This is a genomic window from Eggerthella guodeyinii (genome assembly GCF_009834925.2).
In the GTDB taxonomy this organism is placed as follows: domain Bacteria; phylum Actinomycetota; class Coriobacteriia; order Coriobacteriales; family Eggerthellaceae; genus Eggerthella; species Eggerthella guodeyinii.
This window is the reverse complement of the sequence record NZ_CP063310.1, coordinates 4,091,312-4,114,822: the sequence shown is the minus strand read 5'-3', so window position 1 is coordinate 4,114,822 and position 23,511 is coordinate 4,091,312. Positions and strand designations below refer to the sequence as shown.

The following is a 23,511-nucleotide window of genomic DNA, read 5'->3' as shown; positions in this document are numbered from 1 at the left end:
TCACAAATGGGGTAGCTCTTGGATTCGAAAGCTGTGCTACAATCGCCGAGGGTATTGTCTTCGGGGATTGCGAGGGGGTTCGTGGAAAATCCAGGGCGTGCTGTTCGCATTGGCGGAATGGCTTTCGGCCAGCTGTACTCCAACGTTCTCTTTTTCAGCAGCCTCCCTTTCGCAGCTGCCGACGATCGCGCGCAAGCTCAGTTCAACAGCCTTGTCGCGTCGCTTGTTTTTGTCGTAGCCACCTTTGCGGTCCTGGTGTTTTTCTCGACTCGAGGCGCTCAGGGCGTCGCGAAGAACAAAGGGCTCTTGATCGCCTCGGCGCTTACGGCAGCCGTCGGCGCCGTGTCTTCGATGCCGGGAATCGTCGATATGGTTCCGACGTTCGCAAGCGGCGCATGTGTGGGAATTGGATCCTCGGTGCTGCTCATCTCTTGGTTGGATACGTTTTCCAAAGGCACGGTTTCCGGTGCGCTTACCGAGGTTGGGGCGGCATTTGCATTTTCGTTTGCGTTGAGTTTGATCCTCTCGCTTTTTGGCGAAGGCGTTCTCGTGCTCACGATGGTGGCGTGCCCTCTCGTTTCCTGCGCGGCGTTGCTTTCGCTCGAACGGCTTTCCCTTCCACCGGCACCGCAAAAACCGGAGAGGCCGGTGACCGCGCAAGGTCGAAAACTCGAACTGCGCAATATCGTGTGCGTGTTCTTCTTCGGCTTCGCCGTCGGCGTCATGCGGAACTACAGCGCATCTCATACGTTTGGGCTGGATAGCTCGGTGATCGACGCAATCCTGTCGCTTTCGGGGCTGGTGATCTGCGTGGTGGTGGTCGTGCTGTTTCGTTTGGCGAACGTGAGTGCGGCCCGGTTTCTGTATCGCACTTCGTTCGTGTGCATCCTGATGTCGTGCGTATGGGTGGCCGCAGGGCGCGAAAACATCATCCTGGGGGTTTCCGTCGCTTTCATCGCGATGCAGTGTTTTTCGTGCTGCCTGATAGCGCGGGCGATTTTTTCGTCTTGGTCTTTGGGCGGGTCTGCGTTCCGAAAAAGCATCATGACGTTCGGCGTGCTGTACGCGGGGGAATTCTTGGGCATCGCAAGCGCTCTTGTTCTGGTGCCGATCACGTCTGTCATGCAAGTGTGCGTTGCGCTTGCGGGTGCGTTGCTCGTTTCGTACGTGTTCTTCTTTACCGAGGCGGACTTCCTCCTGATATCGAAGAAGGTGGAGCCGGTCCGTTCGCGGGATGCCGAGGTTGACTCGCCTTCGGCCGATGATCCGGCAAGCTCCACGTCGCCGCGCGCCGAAATCTCGCTCGATGAGATTTGCGACGCGATAAGCGCGGAATTCGGGTTGACGCCGCGTGAGTCGGAAATCCTTCCCAGCGTCGCTCGAGGTCGTACGCTCGCTCGCATCCAGCAGGAGCTGTTTATCTCCACGAGCACGGTGAACACGCATATCAGGCATATCTATGCGAAATGCGGCGTTGCCGGCAGACAAGAGCTTCTTGACTTCGTTGACGATCGGCGGCGAGCGCGAAAAGGGTAAGAGCGTACAACAAAGCGGCCCGGCGAATCGTCGGGCCGCTTTTGCGTCGGAGCATCGCGATGTTTCACGTGAAACATCGCGGGTTGGGGCGCGCGGGTTACACGAACTCGCCCTCGCGGATGACGCATTCCTCGTCGAGGTAGAGGGTGGGGTTGAGGATGATGCCGTCGAGGTGGCAAGCTGCTTTCGTGGTGCCGCCGAACGAGGTGTTCGTGCCGAAGGCGATGTGGACGGTGCCGTAGAGCTTCTCGTCCTCGAGGATGATGCCGCACAGCTTCGCGGCCTCGTTCGTGCCGATGCCCAGCTCGGCGATGGTGCCGTTCTCGGGTTGCTCGAACAGCACGCCGAGGCGCCCGGCGTAGGGGCCTTCGGCGTCGCCGCCTTCCATGTGCGTCAGGCGCCCGTTCTCGATGGTAACGACGAGCGGCTCGCCCAGCGTGCCGATGCCCACCATGGAGCCGTCGATGACGGCCGTTCCGTTCGCCTCGCTTTCGAGCGGCGCGATGTACGCCTCGCCCGAGGGGAAGTTGCCGCTCGCGCCCGGCTCGCGGTAGATGCCGGGGCTGGCCACGCCGTCGCGCCCGGCCAGCGCCAGCTCCAACACGTGGCCGTCCTTCTCGATGCGTGCGTGCGAGGCGCGCGTGAGGCGCTCGGTGAGCGCGCGGGTGCGCTGCTCCACCTGCGCGTAGTCGGCGCACGCGGCGCCGTCGCGCAGCATGTCCATCGTGATGCTGGGCATGGTGACCACGCGCGTGCCCGCCGCCGCGGCTTCGATGCGCGCGTTCGTGTGCGTGATGGATTTCGCCGTAGGGCACAGCGCGACGTCGGCGGCCTTCATGGCCGCGGCCACCGGCGCGGGCGGCTCCTCGCCGGCCACCGAGCCCTCGGGCATCTGCATGATGAGGGCGCGGCGGCCCATGGCGCAGGCGGTTCGGTAGAACAGCTCGCCCACCTCGCGCGTGGGGTCGTCGGTGACGACGAGCAGCGTCTCGTCCGGTTGAAGCGCGAGGTTGGTTTCGATGATGGATCGGGCTCGTTCCTGGAGGTTCATCCTTTACGCCTCCGGATCTTCCGCGGGCAGCGCGCCCATGCCTTGCAGGTGCGCCATGCTTCCGTAGCGCTCCACGAAGCGGGCGTATTCGTCCTCGTCGTAGAACGCGCATCTCCCTTCGCCGAACGCCTTCGCCACCTCGATCATGAACGATCCTGCCTCGTCCAGGTCGGTCAGGTGGGTGGCGCCGGTCGCGCAGCCCGGTACGGCCGTCTCGGTGGTGATGGCCACGCCCACGACGGGCGCGTCGGTGGCCGTGCAGGGCTGCAGGATGGAGTTCAGGTGGTACAGGCCGTTGCCGTACGGCGTGATGTCGGCCATGGACAGCGGGTACGTGCGTGCGCGGCGACCGGTGGCGATCTCCGCGAGCGACACGAGATCCTCGCTGACGCGCAGGATGCAGCCCTGCTTCACCGTGGGGGAGATCATGAAGCCGCGCTCGTTCATGATGCGGTTGCCCTTCGTCGTGTCCACCACGAGCACGGCGTCGAGCGGGGCGCCGCTCACTTCCTCGCGGTTCACGGCCGACGTGGCCACGGGCGAGCCCATGAACGCCACCGGCTCGTGGGGGAAGGTGGGCGCGTGCGGGCACACGTGCGTGGAGACGAACACGTCGCCCGGCAGCACGTCGCCGCGCGCGTGCATCGACAGCAGCTTCGCCGCACAGGCCAGCGCGGTGAGCGCGCCGTCGCCGTCCGACACGAATCCGATGCGCTCGGGCCGCGCGCCCAGGCCGCCCAAGCGGCCCAGCAGCCCGATGGTGGGCGCGTCGCCGCCCGCCGCGCGCCCGCGCGAGCCGGGAATGCGCACGCGCACCATGTCGGTGGAACCCTTCGGCCCTTCCAGCACGTACGTTTCGGCGTCGCACGCGGGATCGATGCCGCGCAGGTAGTCCACGACGCCCGCGCCGCTCGCGCCAGGCGAATCCAACAAATCGTACAGCTCGATCAACTGTTTGAAAATCATGGGAAGGTGTCTCCTTTTACCTCTATGGTGTCGCTTTCCTCGTTCGGTTCCATGATAATACGGTTCTATGCGGTTCGTAGCATCTTCGACGAAAGGTTCCATTCCATCATGAGAAGGAAAATCGGCATCAAAGAGATCGAGGATATGGCGCTTGGCGCGACGGTCCTCGGCGCGGGCGGGGGCGGCGACCCCTACGTCGGCAAGCTCATGGCCATCGAGGCCATCAAGAAGTACGGCGAGGTCGAGCTGATCACGCCTGACGAGGTTCCCGACGACGCGATGGTGTGCGTATCGCAGATGATGGGCGCCCCCACCATCATGGTGGAGAAGATCTGCAGCGGCCTCGAGCCCATGGCCACGTACGACGAGCTGGTGAAAGAGCTGGGCCAGGAGCCGTACGCCATCTACGCGGTGGAAGCGGGCGGCGTGAACTCCACCATCCCGTTCATCCTGGCCGCCACGCGTCAGATTCCCGTGGTGGACTGCGATCTCATGGGCCGCGCGTTCCCCGAGCTGCAAATGGTGACGCTCAGCATCAACGGCGTGCAGGGCCTCCCGGCGGTCTTGGCCGACGAGAAGGGCAACACCGTGACGGTGCGCGGCATCGACGACACGTGGCTCGAGCGCATCTCGCGCCAGGCCACGTCGGTGATGGGCGGCTATACCATCCTCGCGTCGTATCCGTGCACGGGCAAGCAGCTCAAGGATTACTGCATTCCCAACACGCCCACGCTGTGCGAGGAGATCGGCCGCACGCTGCGCGAGGCGCGCGAGCAGCACGCCGACCCCATCGAGGCCGTGCTGAACGTGACGAACGGGTTCCGCCTGTTCCGCGGCAAGGTGGTGGACGTCGAGCGCAAGACCGACGGCATGTTCGTGCGCGGCCAGGCCGTGGTGGACGGCCTCGACCAGGACAAAGGCAGCCAGATGGTCATCGAGTTCCAGAACGAGAACCTCATCGCGCTGCGCGACGGCGAGCCGGTGACCACCGCGCCCGACCTCGTCATGTCTCTGGACATGGAGTCCGGCGCGCCCGTGACCACCGAGGGCCTCAAGTACGGCGCCCGCGTCGTGGTGGTGGGCATGCCGTGCGCCCCGCAGTGGCGCACGCCCGAGGGCCTGGCCGTGGTGGGTCCGCGCGCGTTCGGCTACGACATCGACTACGTGCCGGTTGAAGAGCGCATGGCGGCGAAGGCTGCGACAAGTGAGCAGGAGGTGCAGGCGTAATGGCAGATCAGAAGCGCATTTGGCGACTCGGCATCGACGTGGGCGGCACGAACACCGACGCCGTGATCATCGATGGCGACCTCAACCTGGTCGCCGCGACGAAGAGCCCCACCACCGAGGACGTCATGGGCGGCATCGTGGCCGCCATGCACGAGGTCATCACGCAGATCGGCGCCGAGGCCGCGAAGAGCATCGGGTTCGCCATGCTGGGAACCACGCACTGCACGAACGCCATCGTCGAGCGCAAGCGCCTCAACAAGGTGGCCGCGCTGCGCGTGGGCGCACCGGCCACGACGGCCATCAGCTGCATGGCCGACTGGCCTGACGAGCTGAAGGACGCCATGCGCGTGCGCGACTTCCTCGTGCACGGCGGCAACGAGTTCGACGGCCGCGAGATCAGCCCGCTTTCCGAAGACGAGATTCGCGAGGTGGCGCGCGTGGTGCGCGAGGACGGCTTCGAGTCCGTTGCCGTGACCAGCGTGTTCTCCCCGGTGTCCGACGCGCACGAGAAGCGCGTCGCCGCCATCCTGCGCGACGAGCTGGGCGAGGGCTTCCCCATCACGCTGTCATCCGAGATCGGGTCGCTCGGTTTCCTCGAGCGCGAGAACGCGTCCATTCTGAATGCGGCGCTGTACGACGTGGCACGCACGACGGCCGACAGCTTCGAGGCGGCACTCGCGTCCGAGGGCCTCACCGACGTGGCCGTGTACCTGGGCCAGAACGACGGCACGCTCATGTCCGTGGACTACGCGAAGCGCTATCCCATCTTCACCATCGCCTGCGGCCCCACGAACTCCATCCGCGGCGCGTCGTTCCTGACGCAGGAAAAGGATGCCGTGGTCGTTGACATCGGCGGCACCACCACCGACGTGGGCGTGCTCGCGCACGGCTTCCCGCGCGAGAGCATGGTGGCCGTCGAGATCGGCGATGTGCGCACGAACTTCCGCATGCCCGACCTCGTGTCGGTGGGCCTCGGCGGCGGGTCGCTCGTGCGGCGTCTCGACGACGGTCGCGTGACGGTGGGTCCCGACAGCGTGGGCTACCTCGTCACGAAGAAGGCGCTCTGCTTCGGCGGCGACACGCTGACCGCAACCGATATCGTGGTGGCGAAGGGGCTGGCCGAAGGCGTGGGCGACCCCGCGCTCGTGGCCGATCTCGACCCCGTGCTTGTGGATGCGGCCTATGCGGAGATCACGCGCATCATCGAGGATGCCGTGGACGCGATGAAGACCTCGGCCGGCGACGTGACGGTCATCCTCGTGGGCGGCGGCTCCATCCTGGCGCCCGACCACCTGGAAGGTTCGAACAACGTGCTGCGTCCGCAGAACTTCGGCGTGGCGAACGCCGTGGGCTCGGCCATCGCGCAGGTGTCCGGCCAGATCGCCAAGGTGTTCTCGATGGCCGAGACGCCGCGCGACCAGGCGCTTGCCGAGTCGAAGCAGCGCGCGTGCGACGAGGCTGTCGAAGCCGGCGCCGATCCCAGCACCGTAGAGGTGGTCGACGTCGAGGACATCCCGATGGCCTATCTCGGCGACGCGCTGTGCATCCGCGTCAAAGCCGTCGGCGATCTGATGCTGTAGTTCGGTTCCGGCGGTCTGCCGACCGCCGGAACTGCCCGATGCTGCGGCCGACCGCAGTGCCCGGGCGTCCGTTCCTGTGATAGGGGTGCCGCCGATGGTTGCCGTTTCTGCATTGATTGTGATTCTTGCCGGAGTAACTGTCATTGGGCAGATAGCAGGTGCGTTTCTATGCAGGAGCATGCTTTCGCGACTGATTTTGCTGTGTCTTTCGCTCGTAGGCTCTCTCGCGGTGCTCGTGCCGATCATCTGGATACTATCCGAGTGCGCTGCTCAGGGCGATTGGCGGGCAATCGAGGACACCGCAAGAGCATGGTTCATTGCAGCTGCGGCGTTCTCGTTTATCGTCGGATCATCTGCCATTGCGATGTGCGTCAGAAGCAGGATTTCAACAAAGACGGATCGAGGGGCGTAGGCGCGACGGCCGCCATCGTCGATCCAACTGGCAAGGCGCGTCGCGCCTTCGTCGTGCGATAATGCACGGATATGGCTTGTAGCGCAAAGGAGAACTCATGACCAAAATGAAACAAAGGGCGGCAAAACGCCCCGCGCACCTGGCGCTTATCCAGTTCGAGAGCGTGCTGTGCGACCCTGCGGCGAACACCGAGAAGGCGTGCCGCATGATCGCGGAGGCAGCGGCCGAAGGTGCCGACCTCGTGGTGCTGCCCGAACTGTTCTCGACGGGCTACGAGCTGAACATCGTCGGGCCGCACGTGCCCGAGCTGGCCGAAGCGGTCGACGGTCCCACGGTGCGCGCGTTGCAGGACGCCGCTCGCGCGGGCAACTGCTACGTGGTGGCCGGCCTCGCGCTTGCCTACGACCTAGCGGGCGTGCCGTTCAACAGCTCGGTGGTCATCGACCGGCAGGGCGAGCTCATGGGCACCTACGACAAGCAGCACCTGTGGGCGCTCGAACGCTTCTACTTCCGCTCGGGCTGCGACTGCCCCGTGTTCGACACCGACTTCGGGCGCATCGGTGTGATGATCTGCTACGACATGGGATTCCCCGAGGTGGCGCGCATGCTGGCGCTGCAGGGCGCGGATCTCATCCTGTGCCCCTCGGCATGGTGCGAGGAGGACATGGACGTGTGGGACGTGAACGTGCCCGCCCGCGCGCTGGAGAACACGGCGTTCGTGGCGGCGGTCAACCGCTACGGCGTGGAGGACCAGCTGGTCATGCCGGGCCACACGAAGGTGTGCGACCCGCGCGGCCACGTGGTTGCCGAGCTGGCCGAGGAAGCTGAGGGCGTGCTGCACGTGGAGCTCGACCTGGGCGAGGTGGTGGGCTACCGCCAGCGCAGCCCCTACCTGCGCGACCGGCGCCCCGACCTCTACGATCTGGTGCTGCTCCCGTAAAGGCGGCGCCTGTCCCAAACTCAAACGAAAAAGCCCCCGCCGTTTCACGTGAAACAGCGGGGGCTTCGCTTTGCGGGGAGGGTGCGGGGAGAGGCGCCAAGCTGCGGGGAGGTGCGCGGGGCGCGGACCTCCTTACAGCACCTGATCCGTCTCAGAGAACGTGACGGTGTCCGTCTTCTTCATGGACGCGTACACCTTCATCACGACCCAGTACAGCACGCCGGCCAGGATGAGCGAGTTGAGGCCCGGGATGCCGATGTTCATGATGCTGGTGATCTCGCCCACGGCGAAACCGGCGATCCAGCAGATGATGGCGATGGGGTTGCACTTCTCCACCTTCTCGGGCAGCTCGCCCTTGGCGCGGGACGCGTCGAGCGTGGCGCGGCTGCGCTTCAGGATGAAGTAGTCCACCACCATGATGCCGGCGACGGGCGGGATGGCCACGCCGAGCAGCGTGAGGAAGCTCGTGAAGTAGTTGATGATGCCGATGACGGACAGCAGCGTGCCCACGATGCCGAGCGCCCACACGAGGCCGTTGCGGCTGAGCGCCTTGTTGAACAGCGCGTTGATCATGGTGGCGAGGCCCAGGCTGGACGAGTACAGGTTGATGTCGTTGAGCTTCACCGTGGAAGCCACCACGATGATGACGCCGATGATGCCCGAGGTGCCCATCATGATGTCGACGATGTTCTCGGTGCCCATGGCGTGCGCCAGCAGCACGGCCAGCAGGTTCATGCCCAGCTCGCCCACGAACGTGCCGATGAGCGTCATCCAGAACACCTGGGTGCCGTTCTTCAGGAAGCGCGCGTAGTCGGGCGTGCAGATGGCGCCCGCGATGAAGCCGCCGGCTACCATGGTGGTTGCCGCTCCCAGCGTCAGCGCCGGTCCCGGAGGCGCCGTGGTCAGAAGCTCGGTGATGGTGTGGTCCTGCAGGATGATGGCCGCGGCCACCACGACCACGATCACGAACAGCGGCACGAACACCGTGGCGAAGTTCGCGATGGCCTTGATGCCGAACACCACGAGCAGCGTGATGCCGAGGCCCGTGATGACGGCCCAGAGGATGTACTCGGGCGTGATGCCGGGCATGACCCCCGGCAGGATCTCCTGGGTGCCGATGAAGTCCGTGAACGGGACGATCTCGGCCATGCCCTGGCCGAACACCGCGTTCTGCACGCCGAACCAGCCCACCATGGAAATGGCGACGACGCCGCCGAACAGCGCCGAGCCCACCTTGCCGAAGCCGGCCCAGCGGGACAGCAGGCTGGTGGACAGGCCTTCGCGCGCAGCCGCCGTGCCGAGCGCCCAGCTGACCACCTGCAGCAGCACCGAGCCGAGCATGGTTGCCAGGAACGCGTCCCAGAACGTCAGGCCGTAGCCGAGCGCCGCGCCCAGCATGAGCTGGGATACGCAGCAGATCGCGCCGATCCTGATGAAAAGAATCCGCCAAAACGGCTGTTTCGCTTCATCAGGAACGCGCGACAACGAGTAGTCGATGTCGTTTTCAGGAGCCATGATCTTCCCTTTCTCGTCCCTCATCGTACTTTTGATCGTGTGATCAAAAGAATGCTGGGATTATACCTTGCCCGTGTGTGCTTCGGTAGCTACGTGTGTAAACTTTATTAGGGGGAGCGTCGAACGGCCTGCGCGCGGCCCGTGTGCGGTCGAGCGCGCGGGGCTCCCAAGTCATCGTCATTGTGTCTGTTGCTTTGCCCAGCGTATCGCGCAGCGGTCATTTGTACTAGAATACCCGCATGCGTAAAAGAAACGTGGACATCCGACAGATCATCGAAACGCCGCTGCTGGGCTACGGCGTGGTGCTGTTGTCGCTCGCATGCTTCCTGCTGCTGCTGTGGACGCTGATCATCCTGGTGAGGATCGTGCTGGGTTAATGTGGCAACGGTTCACACTGTACGACGTTCGGGTCATCGGCCATTACCTCGGCGTGCTCATCCTGTTCTCCAGCTTGGCGCTGCTGGTGCCGTTCGTCACGGCCATCGCGTGCGGCGAGTGGGTGCCGGCGACGCACTACCTGCTGACCATCGGCATCTCGCTCATCCTCGGCTCGGCGCTGCGCTACCTGCGCATCGACCCGGGCCGTCTCAACCGGCAGCAGGCGCTCGCTGTAACGGGCTTCGCGTGGATCGTGCTCGCGTTCGTGGCGTCCATCCCGCTGTACCTGTCGGGGCACTACCTCAGCTACCTCGATGCCCTGTTCGACGGCGTGTCGGGACTGACCACCACGGGTGCCAGCGTCATCGTCGACCTCGACCACCTGTCGAACGCCGACAACATGTGGCGCTTCATGATGCACCTGCTGGGCGGTTTCGGCCTCATCGTGGTGGCGCTGTCGTTCGGCCTCTTCGGCAAGCGTGCGGGCGCCAGCCTGTACATGTCCGAGGGCCGCAGCGAGCACGTGGTGCCGAACGTCGTGCAGACCACGCAGTTCATCGCGAAGATCGGCATGGGCATGATCTTCGTCGCCACGGTCATCCTGACGGCGGTGTGCCTGTTCCTCGGCATGGAACCGCTGCGCGCGTTCCTCCAATCGCTGTGGCTGGCCATCTCGGGCTTCACCACCGGCGGCTTCGCACCGATGAGCCAAAGCGTCATGTACTACCATTCGTTCCCGCTCGAGATCGTGCTCATGCTGCTCATGCTGCTGGGCTCCATCAACTTCGTGCTGCACTCGGAAGTGTGGAAAGGCCACGTGGAAGTGTTCTTCCGCGACCTCGAGATTCGCACGATGGTGCTGTGGCTGGCCGTGATGACGTGCGTGCTGGCGGCATCGCTCAGCGCCAGCCCCGAGTTCTCCAGCCTGCCCGCCATGCTGCGGCGCGGGCTGTTCATGGTGATCTCGGCGTTCTCCACCACCGGCTTCCAGAACATCACCACCAACGAGCTGACCACGGCGCTTTCGTCGGGCGCGTTCTTCGTCCTGGCCATCCTCATGGCCGTCGGCGGCAGCGGCGGGTCCACGTCGGGCGGTTTGAAATTCAGCCGCATGGGCATCATCATGAAGTCGATCATCGCCACCATCAAGGAGGCGCTCGCGCCCGACACCGCGCGCGTCGTGGTTTCCTACAACCACGTGGGGCGGCGCATCCTGTCGCCCGAAATCGTGAAGGAAGCCATGACCGTGTTCGTGCTGTACGTGGCCACGTACGCGGTGGGCACGCTCGTGGGCATCGCGCACGGCTACGAAGCGCCGCAGGCCATCTTCGAATCGGTGTCCATGACCAGCAACGGCGGCGTGTCGTCGGGGCTCGCGGCTCCGGGCATGTCCCCCACGCTCGAGCTGTTCTACATCGTGCAGATGTGGGCCGGCCGTCTCGAGTTCGTCACGCTGCTCGCCCTCGTGGTGGAGATCGTCGTGTCGCTCAATCCGAAAAGGCGGGTGTTGAACGCATGAGGACGGAAAGCCATCGCATGACGTCGCTCGCGCGCCTGGCCGCGGTGCTGTGCCTGCTGCTTGCGGCGCTGGCGCTTCCCGTTGCGGCGCACGCCGACGAGCCGGCCGAGGGCGACAACGCGGTGAACACCCAGCAGCTGCCCGACAGCTCGTTCATCTACGACACGTCCATCATCGACCTGAGCACCGCCGATTCGTACTACGACAACCAGACCGTCCAAGTGACGGGCGAGGTGATCGGCGACAGCATCCGCGCGGGCGTATCCGGGCGGCACCAGTGGATCACGCTTTCCGCGCAGAACGATTCCGCGACGATCTCGGTGTACATGAGCAACGAGTCGGCAGCGAAAATCGACACGTTCGGCAAATACGGCGCCACGGGCACTACGCTGCAGGTGCGGGGCACGTACCACCTGGTGTGCTCCGACCACGAAGGTCTGAGCGACCTGCATGCGGAAGCGGTGACCGTGGTGGCCCCGGGCGAGCAGCATCCCGACACGTTCGACTTCCGCGCGTTCGTGCCGGGCATCGTGGCGGTCATCGCCGGCCTCGTGTCGCTCGGGGTGTTTTACTGGTTGAGGGAACGGCAGCGGTAGGCGCGCGGCGCCCCGCGACAACGAAGGAGGGCTTTTGCGTAGAGGCCAGGTCGTCAAGCTTGATCGCGGGTATCCGCTCGTGCGCACCGACGAAGGGGAGTTCGTGCGCTGCGAGCACGCAACCGCGCTGGTGAAGGGCGAGGAAGTGCGCGCCGTGATCGGCGACTTCGTGGAGGTGACCGTGCCTGAGGGGCACGACAAGGGCATCATCGAGAGCATCATGCCGCGCTCGCGCGCCTTCGTGCGCAAAGACCCCACCGAGCGCGCGCTGCCGCAGGTGCTGGCTGCGAACTTCGACCGCGTGTTCGTAGCGCAGCCGCTGTCCGACGTGAACGTGCGCCGCCTCGAGCGCGAGCTGGTGCTGGCGTACGAGACGGGCGCGGCGGTGACCGTGGTGCTGACCAAGGCCGACCTTGCCGAAAGCGATGCCGAGGTGGCGGCGGTGCGCGACCGCGTGCGCGCGCTGGCGGGCCCCGACGTGCAGACCATCATCGTGTCGGCCGACGACCCGTCCAGCGTGGAGGCCGTGCGCGCGCTCGTGCCGCCGAACACGACGGCCGTGCTGATCGGCAAGAGCGGCGTGGGGAAGTCGAGCCTCGTGAACATGCTGGTGGGCCACGAGTTGCAGGAAACCACTCCCGTGCGCGACCGCGACGGCAAAGGCCGGCACACCACGGTGAGCCGCGAGATGGTGGCCATCCCCGGCGGCGGCTTCATCATGGACATGCCGGGTGTGCGCGGCCTGGGGCTGTGGGAGGCCGACACCGGCATCGGCGCGGCGTTCGCCGATATCGAGGAGGTGGCCGAGCGGTGCCGCTTCCGCGACTGCGGCCACGAGGACGAGCCGGGGTGCGCCGTGCGCGCCGCCGTTGAATCCGGCGAGATCAGCGAGGAGCGATTCGCGTCCTATCAGGCACTTCGCCGCGAGACGAAGGACTTGCGCGTCCGCCGCGAAGAGGCGCGCCGCATGCGCGGCGAAAAGGCGTCCGACCGCGGCAAAGCCCCCCGCAAAGGAAGCGCCCGCAAGAAGCGGTGATTTTGCGCTCTCCCGGGTGTTGTGCTACGGTGCTTGCACGCTGCGAATAACGACGGACACGCAGCGCGGGGGACGCTCATGGGGAAACACGCTTTCAGTCTGAAAACCATCTACCTGGCCGCGTTGACGGCGGTGTTCGCCGTGTCGTTTTTCGCGTTCGTTGCATTCGACCTCTATTCGCAGCAGAAGCAAACCGAGCAAGCCATGCTGGAGGAGGCGCGCACGTTCGCGCGCGAAATGGACGCGGTGTGGCAGTTCATGGACAACCAGCAAAACGTCATCAACTACACCTCGGATGGCACGTACGAGTTCAAGGGCTTGCACTGCTCGGTGGTGGGCAAGAGCATCGGCAAGCTGTTCTCTGCGGGCAGCGATTACGCCATCCGCTACACGAACTTCAATCCCCGCAGCGAGCAGGACATCCCCGACGAGTTCGAATCGGAAGCGCTCGGCGCGTTCTACGCCGATCGTTCGGTGACCGAGTACTACGGGGTCGCGGACTACCAGGGCGAGGATCGGTTCCGCTACCTGCAAGCGCTCGAGGTGGACAACAGCTGCCTCGAATGCCACGGCGATCCCGTGGGCGAGCTCGACATCACCGACCACGAGAAGGAGGGCTGGACCCTCGACTCGGTGGGCGGCGCCATCAGCATCGTGATACCCCTCGATCAGCAGCAGGGGGCCATGCGCGACAACGTCATCCGCGATGTGGCGTACTTCTTCATGATCACCGTGTTCATCGGCCTGGTCATTTACGTGGTGACCACGGTGTTCGTGCTGCGGCCCCTGGGCGGCATGCACGTGGCGTTCGGCGAGTTGAAGCAGGGTCGTCTGGGCGCGTCGATCAGCCAGCGCTTCGCGGCCAAGGAGGTGCGCCACCTCGTCGTCGGCTTCAACGATATGGCGGCCGAGCTGCGCGGCATGTACGAGCACCTTGAGTCGCAGGTGCAGGAGCGCACCGTCGACCTGCGCGAGGCGAACGCGTTGCTGGAGCGCCAGCGCGACAAGCTGGAGCAGCTGAACGCCGACCTGGCGCAGGAGACGCAGTTCAAGTCCGACCTGCTGAGCATGGTGAACCACGAGCTGCGCACGCCGCTCACGTCCATCATCACGTTCGCGCAGATCTCGCGCGAGGCGTGCGATCCGGCGAACGAGCACGATCGCCGTTCGTGGGAGGAAATCGAGAAGAACAGCCAGATCCTGCTCAACATGATCAACAACATGCTGGACATCGCGCGTTCGGACGCCGGCAGCATGAAGGCCACCTGCGAGCCGATGGATCTCGGCGACGTGGCGGCATCGGTGAAGGCCACCATGGCGCCGCTCGCGCGCAAGTACGACGTCACGTTCCGCACGAAGGTGACGTCGGACGTGCCCCTGGTGAACGGCGACTACGAGAAGACCACGCGCATGCTGGAGAACCTGGCCAGCAACGCCATCAAGTTCACGCCGGATGGCGGGTCGGTGGAGCTGCGCGTGGCGTACGACGCCGGCGCGCGGACGGTGACGCTGTCGATGGCGGACGACGGCATCGGCATCGCGCCCGAGGACCAAGCGCGCATCTTCGAGCGGTTCGTGCAGGTGGACAGCACGTCCACGCGCAAATACAACGGCAGCGGCCTGGGGCTGGCGCTCGTGCGAGAGTACGGCGACATGCAGGGATTCTCCGTGTCGGTGTCGAGCGAGCTGGGTGCCGGCAGCACGTTCGTCATCACCATTCCGGAGGATTCGATCGTGGACGAGATAGAGGGAGAAGACGATGTATAAGGTCATGCTCATCGACGACGAAGACAACCTGCAGCAAGCCATCGAGCACCTGCTGGTGTCGAACGGCTATGCGTTCTGCGGCGCGAAAGACGCGGAACGCGGGCTGGAGGTGCTGGCGGAGGAGCATCCCGACCTGCTGCTGCTCGACGTGATGCTGCCGGGCACGAACGGCTTCGACCTCTGCGCGCGCATCCGAGAGCAGGGCCGCCGCATCCCGGTGATCTTCCTGTCGGCGAAGTGCGACATCGTGGACAAGAGCATCGGCTTCCGCTCCGGCGGCGACGACTACGTCACCAAGCCGTTCGACTCCACCGAGCTGCTGCTGCGCATCGAGGCGAACATCCGCCGCCACAAGGACACCATCGACTTCGCCCGCTGCCGCAACCGCGAGGGCGTGGCCCGCATCGGCGACTTGGAGGTGCGGTTCGGCGAGTACGAGGTGCGCGTGAAGGGCAAGCCGGTGGCGCTCACCACGAAGGAGTTCGAGATCGTGGCGTTTTTGGCGGCGCATCCCGGCAAGGTGTTCACGCGCAGCCAGATCCAGGAGTACATCTGGGGCGAGTCCGACGCCGACTGCAAGCCCACGAACAACATCACCGTGTTCGTGCGCAAGATCCGCGAGAAGATCGAGGAGAACCCCTCCGAGCCCAAGTACCTGCTCACCGTCCAGCGGGTCGGCTACAAAATGGCCGATGACCTGCATCGTTAATATCCGGTTAACAACTTTTTAACCCAAAACTTATATCCGATTTATCGCAATAATCCCGTTCGTTCCGTACAGTGAGATGCAGTGAAGAGCCAGGGGGAAACGGGGCTTTTCAGCTCGCTCTTCGCGGAAGGTCCTCCCCTCCCATCCTTCCGCGAGGCGCGAGCAACGGAGAGGCCTTGACGGCCGGAGGAGTGAACGAGAGGAGAACACATGGCTGATCATTCGACGCATGGTTTCACCCGCAGGAGTTTCATCAAGGGTGCGGCGGCGCTGACGGCAGCGGGCGCGCTGGTGGGTTGCAGCCCCCAAACCAAGAACCTCGAGGAAACCGACGCGAAGCAGGAGGCTCCCGAGACGCAAATCTTCTCCGGCGTCTGCCGCGGCAACTGCGCCGGCGGCTGCTTCCTCAACGTGCACGTGCGTGACGGCCAGGTGGTGCGCACGTCCATGCGCGAGATGCCCGATCCGCAGTACAACCGCATCTGCATGAAGGGCCTCAGCCATCCGCACCGCATCTACAGCGACGAGCGCTTGAAGTACCCGCTGCGCCGCTCCGGCGAGCGCGGCGCCGACGAGTGGGAGCGCATCAGCTGGGACGAGGCTCTCGACGAGATCGCCGAGAAGTGGAACGGCTACGTGAAGGAGTTCGGCCCCGCATCGGTGGGCCTGTTCACGGGCTCCGGCAACTACGGCCTGGTGAACGGCATGTCCACGGGTGGCGTGACCAGCCGCTTCCTGGCGGCCTCGGGTATCGCGTACCTCAACCAGACGGTTGACGCGGCCGCGAACTTCGCGACGAGCCGCCTGCTGGGCATGGGCTACTACTCCACGGGCAACGAGCCGGCCGACATGATGAACGCCAAGACCATCCTCATCTGGGGTGCGAACCCGGCCATCAGCCAGATCCAGAACATGCACTTCCTCATGGAGGCGCGCGACAACGGCACGAAGCTCATCGCCATCGATCCGATGTTCAGCCAGACGGCTGCGCGTTGCGACGAGTGGGTGCCGGTGAAGCCCGGTACCGACGGCGCTCTGGCGCTGGGCATGATGAGCTACATCGTCGAGCAGGGCTGGCAGGACCTCGATTTCCTACGCGAGCACAGCGTGGCGGCTTGCCTGGTGAAGGAGTCCGACGGCAAGTTCCTGCGCCAGGCGGATCTCGACGGCTCGCAGCCGTCGGCCGACGACGCGAAGAACGCTGCAACGTCCCTGGTCATGGGCAAGGACGGCACGCCGGGCCTCGTGGGAGAGGTAGCCGACCCCGAACTGGAAGGCTCGTTCGAGGTCGAGGGCATCAAGGTGTCCACCGCCTACCAGCTGCTGCTCGACCGCATCGCCGAGTATCCGGTGAGCAAGGCCGCCGAGATCTCCGGCGTGTCCGAAGACCTCATCAAGGACGTGGCCGAGCAGTATGCCCGCAACACGCCGGCGAGCATCTACACGTTCTTCGGCCTCGACCATTACTGGAACGGGCACTGGAGCCAAGGATGCGTGGGCACGCTGGCCATCCTCACGGGCAACGTGGGCAAGGCGGGCGCGTTCTGCGGCTTCCAGGAATGCCTCGGCTCGGGCCTGGGCAACGCGGTGCTCGCCTCGCCGGAAGGCGCTCCGGGCCAGGCGGCGAAGTACAACGCGCCGTTCCTGACCAAGGCGTTCGACGAGGGCGAGTACGCAGGCCAGCCGTTCAACCTCAAGATGGCCATGTTCAGCCACACGAACGCCGTCACCAACATGGCCGACCGCAACGACACGCTCAGCTGGATGAACCGCTGCGAGTTCCTCGTGGGCGCCGACATGCTGATGACCGACACCATGCGCTACTGCGACATCGTGCTTCCCGTGGCGCACTGGTTCGAGAAGGAGGACGTGTTCGTGTCGTACGCGACGCATCCCTTCGCGCTGTTGCAGGAGAAGGCCATCGAGCCCGCGTTCGAGAGCCGTGCCGACATCGACATCTTCAACGACTTGGCGGATCGCGTCGGCTGCGGCGACCTGTTCAAGATCACGACCGAAGAGTACATCGAGCAGGTGTTCCAGACGAAGCAGGCGCAGGCCATGGGCGCCGACCTGGCCACGCTGCGCGAGAAGAAGGCCGTGCGCCAGGCGGGCAAAGAGGGCGAGGCGTACGTGTACGGCGAGGGCGGCGTGTTCGCCACCACCAGCAAGCTGGCTGAGCTGTACGTGGAGAACCCGGTGGGCAGCAACCCCTACACCGAGGGTTGGGACCTGGCCAAAGAGCATCTGGCGTACTGGGAGCCGGCGCTGCAGGTGGGCGACGAGGCGCGTCGCGAGACGTATCCCATCCAGCTGCTTTCGGAGCACAGCCGCTTCCGCACCCACACCCAGTGGTTCGAGGCGACCATGCTCAAGGAGATCGACACGGAACCCTTCATCAAGCTGAGCCCCGCCGACGCCGCGACGTACGGCATCGCGACGGGCGACCGCGTGCGGGCGTACAACGAGCTGGGTTCCGTGGTGCTGACGGCCCAGATCAACCCCGGTTTGCCGGAGGGCATGGCGACGTGCCCGAAGGGCTGGGAAGCCAAGGAGTTCATCGAGGGCAGCTTCACCGAGCTGTTCACCAAGGAAGGCAATCCGTTCTGCTCGAACCAGGCGTACTTCGACTGCACCGTCGCCATCGAGAAGCTGTAGGGGGATACTATGACACACTATGGAATGGCCATCGACTTGGCCCGTTGCATCGGATGCCACACGTGCGCGACCGCGTGCAAGATGGCGAACAACCTGCCCAAGAACGTGCATTTCAACCGCGTGCGCACCGTCGGCGGCGACAGCATGGACACCGCCGCGGGCGAATACGGCGCCAACACCATGAGCTTCCTACCGGTGCAATGCCAGCATTGCGAGAACCCGGCGTGCTTGGACGTGTGCCCGACGGGCGCGACGACCAAGGACGAGGAAACCGGCATCGTGTCGGTGGACAGCGAGCTGTGCATCGGATGCGAATCGTGCATCAAGGCGTGCCCGTACGAGGGCGTGCGCACGCTCATCAAAAGCCCCGAGTACTACCTCGAGGTCATGGTGGGCGAGTACGACGCGCCGCCGCACAAGGGCGGCACGGTGGAGAAGTGCACGTTCTGCAAGAACCTCATCGACCGCGACGAGGTACCGGCGTGCATGCAGCTGTGCCCGGGTCGCGCGCGCTACTGGGGCGACCTCGACGATCCCGAGTCGGCCGTGTCGAAGGCCATCGAGGGTCGCGAGACGATGTTCCTTCAGGAGGAAGCCGGCACGAAGCCGAGTGTATACTACTTGCAGTAATAAGACACGACATGATGCGGGGCGGCGGTTTGCAGCGACTGCCGTCCCGCTTCTTCGCCGGATCGCTGGAACGAGGGGGACTCATGGGGCGAGAAGAAGCAGTGAGGCAGGCGGTGGGAAAGGCCGACGGGTACGAGTTGCTGTCGTGCCTGTTCGCCTACCCTGACGAGCGTGTGGCGAACGGGCTGGTGGACGGGCTGATCGCCGAAGACGCGCGCGCCTGCCTGCTCGATGCGGGCGTTGCCGAGGACGAGGTCCACGCCGTGGGCGACGCGTTGGGCGCATGGCGCGGCGCGTCGGCGGCCGACGTGCTGTCCGCGATGCGGATAGCGTACTCGCACCTGTACCTCGCTCCGGGCGGGCATACGCCGGTGCAGCCGTACGAAAGCGCGTTTCTGCACGTGGAACGCGGGCTGTCGGGCATACCGTCCCTGTTCCGCACGCCGGTGACGATGGACGTCGAGCGCTGCATGCGCGAGGCGGGCGTCGTGGCGAAGAACGCTCGCAAAGAGCCGTGCGACAGCGTGTTCGAGGAGTTCGAGTTCCTCTCCTACCTGTATGCGAAGCTCGCCGACGCGCTGAGCGACGACGATGCGGAGGCCGCGACCACGGCCGTGGCCGGCTGGACGGAGCGCCTGCGCGCGTTCGAGGACGAGCACGCCCTGGCGTGGTTGCCGGCGTTCATGCGGCGCACGCAGGAGCTTGCGGGGGATGGTCCCTACGCGGCGTTCGCCGCGCTCGGGTTGGCGGCGATGGGGGTGCGCTCATGACGGCGATCGCGGTTCTCGTGGGAGCGACGGCGTTCGCGTTCGCGTGCAAGCGCCCCATCAAGGCGTGCCCGATGGCGTTCTACGCGCTGGCCGTCGCGCTCGACGTGCTGTTCGTGGTGGGGTCGTTCACGGGGCTGCCCTCGTGGGCGTACGACGTGCTGTTCGTGCTGCTGCACAAGTGCACGTTGGCCACGGCGCTGTTCGCCGTCGTCATGTACATCGGGGTGTTCGCGCCCCATCCGCGCGTGGCGTCGTACCTGCGCCCCATCCGCGCCGAGCTCTCCATCATGGCGTGGCTGCTGTCGCTGGGGCACATGGCCATCTACCTGTCCTCGTATGCGACCAGCCTGTCCTCCGGCCTGCCGCAAGCGAACGTGGCCGTGGCGCTGGTGGTGGCCCTCGCGCTGTTCGCGCTGCTCATCGTCTTGGGGGTGACCTCGTTCAACTTCGTGAAGAAGCGCATGAAGAAGGAGACGTGGAAGCGCGTGCAGCTGCTGGCCTACCCGTTCTGGGGCCTCGTGTACGTGCATCTGCTGCTCATGCTGCTGCCTTCCGCCCTGCGCGGCGGCGCGCCTGCGCAGATGAGCGTTGCCGTGTACTCGGTCGTGTTCCTCGGCTACGCCGCCCTGCGCATCCGCCGCGCGCTGGTGGATCGGCGCCCCGTCCCCGTGGAAGCGACGGCCTAGGCTCCCGGACGCACCGCGGATGTTTCACGTGAAACATCCGCGGTGCGCCATCTGCTATACTTCCTTTCGGCCTTCGTTGGGGCGAACTCACGCTTGCTTCCGACGTCGGCTCCGCGTTTGCATCGTTGGGCCCTGCACTCGCGGATTACTAGCTGCCCAAAGCCCGCGGCTTCGCGCCGCGTGGAGAACAGGAGCATATCCATGAACAAGAAGACGACGTACGTCGCCCAAGCGGGCATGATCGCGGCCGTGTACGCGGCGGCCACCCTCATCGCGCTGATCGCGCTGCAAGGTTTGGCCTGGGGGCCGGTGCAGTTCCGCATCTCCGAGGCCGTGTGCGTGCTGGCGGTGCTCACCCCGGCGGCCGTGCCCGGGCTCACCATCGGCTGCATCATCGCGAACCTCATGGCGCTGGCCATCAACGGCACGGGCGCGCTCGGGATGCTCGACGTGGTGTTCGGCAGCCTGGCCACGTTCCTCGGCGCGCTGTGGTGTTGGAAGATGCGCGCGCGTCCGAAGCTCGCGCTGCTGGGCCCCGTGATCGCGAACGCCCTCATCGTGCCCGCCTACCTGCCCATCCTGCTGCAAGGCCTGGGCTACTACACCATCCCGTTCACGTCCATCGCGCTCGACGGGTTGTATCTGCCCATGTACCTGTTCGGCGTGGTGGCTACCGGTTTGGGCGAGGCCCTGGTCATGTACGTTCTGGGGCTCCCGCTGCTCTCCGCCCTCAAGCGCTTCAACGTGGTGAAGCAAGTCCCGGTCCACAGCGAGCACTAGGAGAGAACGTGCGCGCGCCCTTTCAAGTGCTGGTGTTTCCGTACCGCATCGAAGCGGGGCGACCGCTGTACGCGGTGCTGAAGCGGGCGGACGATGGGGCTTGGCAAGGCGTTGCCGGCGGGGGCGAGGCGGACGAGACTCCCGAACAGGCTGCCGCGCGCGAATTGACCGAGGAGACCGGCATGGAAACGCGTGAGCTGTGCCGGCTCGATTCGGTTGCCTACCTCCCCGTTGCAAGCGTGACCGGCTCGTTGATCTGGGGAGAGGACGTGCGCACGATACCGGAGTACTGCTTCGGGGCGCTTGCGTGCGACGCGAGCATCGAGCTTTCGTCCGAGCACGTCGATGCCGCATGGCTTCCGTACGAGCGTGCGCTCGGTGTGTTGGCTTGGGGGAGCAATAGGGCGGCGCTGGGGGAATTGCACGAGCGTCTGCTCGGCGGCAGATGTTGACCTTCCCGCTTGGCTTCACTGATTCGGTGAATTGGGGGGACCTGGGGGTATATATCGCTACAATATGGGGTTGGGCCAAGCCCGCGCAGTTGTACCCGAATGAAGGACGTGCATGAACCCAGTTATTGTGATCCCCACCTTCGTGTCTGCGCGCCGTCGCAAAGAGGGCGGCAGCGTGCTCACGACCTACGATCACGCAACCCCCATCTCGCAGCCGGGCGAGCTTCCGCGCTTGCTGACGTCGCTGCAGAAGGTGCGCGGCGCCGGGCAGATCATCGTGCTCGTGGTCAGCGAGCCGTCGATCGAGAACCAGGCGGCCGAGAAGGTTCAGGGCATCGTCTCGCGCTTCCCCTCGCTGAACAGCGTGGTCATCGGCGCACCCGAGCTGGCGCTCATCCAGCAGCGCATGGAGCAGCTGGGCTTGGGCAAGCTGCAGAAGGAAATCGGCCTGTCCGGTTACGGCGCGGTGCGCAACCTGGGCCTCGTGATGGCCGACGTGCTGGGCTTCGACTCCGTGGTGTTCCTCGACGACGACGAGGTGGTGGACGACGCCGACTTCCTGCAGAAGGCCATGTACGGCTTGGGCAAGCTCACGAAGAAGGGCATCCCCATCCTGGCCAAGACCGGCTTCTATTTCAACTCCGAGGGCTCGTACCTGTCGAAGAGCCAGGACAAGTGGTACAACCACTTCTGGCAGCAGGGCAAGGCCTTCAACAAGTGGATTTCCAAGGCCATGCGCGGCCCGCGGCTCTCGCGCTCGAACCACACGTGCGGCGGCTGCCTGGCCCTGCACAAAGAGGCGTTCAAGCGCCTGTCTTTCGACCCGTGGATCGCGCGCGGCGAGGACCTGGACTATATGCTTGACCTGCGCATGTACGGCTCGGACATCTGGTTCGACAACCAGTGGAGCCTGCGCCACCTTCCTCCCGAGACCGAGAGCGAGGGCACGCGCTTCCGCCAGGACATCTTCCGCTGGCTGTACGAGTACCGCAAGATGGAGTACAGCCGCACGCAGATCGACCTGCTGCAGGTGAAGCCCTCTTCGCTCGAGCCGTACCCCGGCCCGTTCCTCGAGGCCGGCATCACGAAGCGCATCCGCATGACGGCGTTTTTGCGCAGCCTCGCGCGCCCCGACAAAAAGGCCTATCGCAAGGCGGCGAAGGCGGCCACCGGCGAGGCCACGACGTACGCCCAGCGCAACTGCTCGAAGTACTTCGAGTTCCAGTTCGTGTGGCCCGAGCTCATGGCGCGCATGGAGAACGACCAGATCCTGCGCACGGCGCTCATGCAGTCGGCGGCGCAGCGTCAGGCGAGCGCGGGCAACGGCGCCGAGCGCCTCGTGGCAGCGCAGGCGGCGGTTGCGGCAGCCGGCATCGACCCGGGCGTGACGAGCGAAATTCGCCTGAACGTCGCGGAGTAGCGGGATGGACGTGCTCACCTTGTTCGTGCTGCCGGCTCTCGTCGGCGTGGTGATCGGCATCATGTCGGGGCTGCTGGGCATCGGCGGCGGCACGGTGATGGTCCCTATCTTCCGCCTGGTGTTCGGCATGAGCCCGGTCATGTCCACGGCTACGTCGCTGTTCGCCATCATCCCCACGTCCATCTCGGGCGCGGCATCCCACATCCGCCACAAGACGTGTATCGTGTCGCTCGGCGTGGCCGCCGGCCTCGGCGGCGCGCTCACCTCGCCGCTGGGCGTGTGGCTCGCGCAGATCTCGCCGGCATGGCTCATCATGGTGGCGGCTGCGATCATCATCGGCTGGTCGGCCGTGAAGATGCTGAGCAAGGCGTTCAAGCTGCGGGCGCAGAAGCGCGCTCAGCAGGAGGGGGCGGGCGCGTCGGCGGAAGCCGTCGCGGATGATGCCGATCCCATTTCCGCCGCTGCCGCGGCCGACCCGGAGCCGCGCAAGCTCACGCGCAAGCAGCTGCTGATCGGCGTGGCCATCGGTCTGGGCGCGGGCGTGGCTTCCGGCTACGTCGGCGTGGGCGGCGGGTTCATCATGGTGCCGCTCATGCTGTCGCTCATCGGCATCGAGATGCGTCAGGCGTCCGGCACGTCGCTGATCGCGGTGATGATCCTCGCCATCCCCGGCGTCATCGAGCAGGCCTTGCTGGGCAACATCAACTACACGGCGGGCATCGCCATCGTCGTGGGGTCCATCCCCGGCGCGGTCATCGGCGCGCGTCTCGTGCGCGTGGTTCCCGAGCTGGCCTTGCGCTTCGTCTTCGGCGGCTTCCTGATTGTGGCCGCCATCATACTCGTGCTCAACGAATTCGGTATACTGGGCTGATGGTCCCAAGCGCGC

Annotated in this window: 21 protein-coding genes; 18 read left to right on the top strand and 3 right to left on the bottom strand. The window is 65.4% G+C overall.

Features of this window, described 5'->3' with window-relative positions:
• Positions 1-81: 81 nt before the first annotated feature.
• Positions 82-1,536 carry a response regulator transcription factor gene (locus GS424_RS17580; RefSeq protein ID WP_160940860.1) on the top strand — a complete coding sequence of 485 codons (1,455 nt, stop codon included), beginning with the start codon at positions 82-84 and terminating at the stop codon, positions 1,534-1,536.
• A 97-nt stretch (positions 1,537-1,633) separates the two neighbouring features.
• On the opposite strand, the gene GS424_RS17575 is transcribed toward GS424_RS17580, so the two are convergent.
• Together GS424_RS17575 and GS424_RS17570 are read right to left on the bottom strand one after the other, a co-directional pair.
• Positions 1,634-2,587: an aminopeptidase gene (locus GS424_RS17575; protein ID WP_160940861.1), complete on the bottom strand. Its 954-nt coding sequence runs from the start codon at positions 2,585-2,587 to the stop codon at positions 1,634-1,636.
• Positions 2,588-2,590: 3 nt separating this feature from the next.
• Positions 2,591-3,553, bottom strand: a complete 963-nt coding sequence (locus tag GS424_RS17570; RefSeq protein WP_160940862.1) for a DUF1177 domain-containing protein — start codon at positions 3,551-3,553, stop codon at positions 2,591-2,593.
• Between the two features lie 108 nt (positions 3,554-3,661).
• Here GS424_RS17570 and GS424_RS17565 point away from each other — a divergent pair, with 108 nt between their 5' ends.
• From GS424_RS17565 to GS424_RS17555, 3 genes are all read left to right on the top strand, one after another.
• Positions 3,662-4,780 carry an S-methyl thiohydantoin desulfurase family protein gene (locus tag GS424_RS17565; protein ID WP_160940863.1) on the top strand — a complete coding sequence of 373 codons (1,119 nt, stop codon included), beginning with the start codon at positions 3,662-3,664 and terminating at the stop codon, positions 4,778-4,780.
• Positions 4,780-6,360 carry a hydantoinase/oxoprolinase family protein gene (locus GS424_RS17560; RefSeq protein WP_160940864.1) on the top strand — a complete coding sequence of 527 codons (1,581 nt, stop codon included), beginning with the start codon at positions 4,780-4,782 and terminating at the stop codon, positions 6,358-6,360. Before GS424_RS17565 ends, GS424_RS17560 begins: the two co-directional genes overlap by 1 nt.
• Positions 6,361-6,869: 509 nt before the next feature.
• Entirely contained in the window at positions 6,870-7,712 is an 843-nt protein-coding gene (locus GS424_RS17555) for a nitrilase-related carbon-nitrogen hydrolase (protein WP_160940865.1), read from the top strand.
• 132 nt (positions 7,713-7,844) lie between these two features.
• Here the strand turns inward: GS424_RS17555 and GS424_RS17550 are convergent, their stop codons facing one another.
• Positions 7,845-9,227, bottom strand: coding sequence for a purine-cytosine permease family protein (locus tag GS424_RS17550; RefSeq protein WP_160940866.1), 1,383 nt, complete (start codon positions 9,225-9,227; stop codon positions 7,845-7,847).
• 239 nt (positions 9,228-9,466) lie between these two features.
• Between GS424_RS17550 and GS424_RS17545 the strand changes: the two genes are divergently transcribed.
• From GS424_RS17545 to GS424_RS17480, 14 genes are all read left to right on the top strand, one after another.
• Entirely contained in the window at positions 9,467-9,604 is a 138-nt protein-coding gene (locus GS424_RS17545; RefSeq protein ID WP_186938950.1) for a hypothetical protein, read from the top strand.
• A complete protein-coding gene (locus tag GS424_RS17540) occupies positions 9,604-11,124 on the top strand; it encodes a TrkH family potassium uptake protein (protein ID WP_160940867.1) in 1,521 nt (506 codons plus the stop codon). The genes GS424_RS17545 and GS424_RS17540 overlap by 1 nt, the downstream gene beginning before the upstream one ends.
• Positions 11,121-11,720: a hydrolase gene (locus tag GS424_RS17535; RefSeq protein ID WP_160940868.1), complete on the top strand. Its 600-nt coding sequence runs from the start codon at positions 11,121-11,123 to the stop codon at positions 11,718-11,720. The genes GS424_RS17540 and GS424_RS17535 overlap by 4 nt, the downstream gene beginning before the upstream one ends.
• Positions 11,721-11,754: 34 nt before the next feature.
• Complete coding sequence (rsgA, locus tag GS424_RS17530) at positions 11,755-12,756, top strand: ribosome small subunit-dependent GTPase A (protein ID WP_160940869.1); 1,002 nt, start codon at positions 11,755-11,757, stop codon at positions 12,754-12,756.
• A gap of 78 nt (positions 12,757-12,834) precedes the next feature.
• On the top strand, positions 12,835-14,523 hold the full coding sequence (locus GS424_RS17525) for an ATP-binding protein (RefSeq protein WP_160940870.1): 1,689 nt from the start codon (positions 12,835-12,837) through the stop codon (positions 14,521-14,523).
• Positions 14,516-15,232, top strand: coding sequence for a response regulator transcription factor (locus GS424_RS17520; RefSeq protein ID WP_101720995.1), 717 nt, complete (start codon positions 14,516-14,518; stop codon positions 15,230-15,232). Before GS424_RS17525 ends, GS424_RS17520 begins: the two co-directional genes overlap by 8 nt.
• Before the next feature lie 210 nt (positions 15,233-15,442).
• Positions 15,443-17,887: a molybdopterin-dependent oxidoreductase gene (locus GS424_RS17515; RefSeq protein ID WP_160940871.1), complete on the top strand. Its 2,445-nt coding sequence runs from the start codon at positions 15,443-15,445 to the stop codon at positions 17,885-17,887.
• 9 nt (positions 17,888-17,896) lie between these two features.
• Positions 17,897-18,517 (top strand): 4Fe-4S dicluster domain-containing protein, encoded by a 621-nt coding sequence (locus tag GS424_RS17510; protein WP_154332561.1) that lies wholly within the window; start codon positions 17,897-17,899, stop codon positions 18,515-18,517.
• Between the two features lie 83 nt (positions 18,518-18,600).
• Entirely contained in the window at positions 18,601-19,287 is a 687-nt protein-coding gene (locus GS424_RS17505) for a TorD/DmsD family molecular chaperone (RefSeq protein WP_160940872.1), read from the top strand.
• Entirely contained in the window at positions 19,284-19,973 is a 690-nt protein-coding gene (locus tag GS424_RS17500; protein ID WP_160940873.1) for a ferric reductase-like transmembrane domain-containing protein, read from the top strand. The genes GS424_RS17505 and GS424_RS17500 overlap by 4 nt, the downstream gene beginning before the upstream one ends.
• 201 nt (positions 19,974-20,174) lie before the next feature.
• The gene (locus GS424_RS17495) at positions 20,175-20,753 is read left to right on the top strand and encodes a QueT transporter family protein (RefSeq protein ID WP_160940874.1); all 579 of its coding nucleotides are present in this window, start codon (positions 20,175-20,177) and stop codon (positions 20,751-20,753) included.
• 8 nt (positions 20,754-20,761) lie between these two features.
• Positions 20,762-21,205: an NUDIX hydrolase gene (locus tag GS424_RS17490; RefSeq protein ID WP_160940875.1), complete on the top strand. Its 444-nt coding sequence runs from the start codon at positions 20,762-20,764 to the stop codon at positions 21,203-21,205.
• A 112-nt stretch (positions 21,206-21,317) separates the two neighbouring features.
• Complete coding sequence (locus GS424_RS17485) at positions 21,318-22,625, top strand: glycosyltransferase family 2 protein (protein ID WP_160940876.1); 1,308 nt, start codon at positions 21,318-21,320, stop codon at positions 22,623-22,625.
• 4 nt (positions 22,626-22,629) lie between these two features.
• The gene (locus GS424_RS17480; RefSeq protein WP_160940877.1) at positions 22,630-23,496 is read left to right on the top strand and encodes a sulfite exporter TauE/SafE family protein; all 867 of its coding nucleotides are present in this window, start codon (positions 22,630-22,632) and stop codon (positions 23,494-23,496) included.
• The last annotated feature ends 15 nt before the right edge of the window (positions 23,497-23,511 follow it).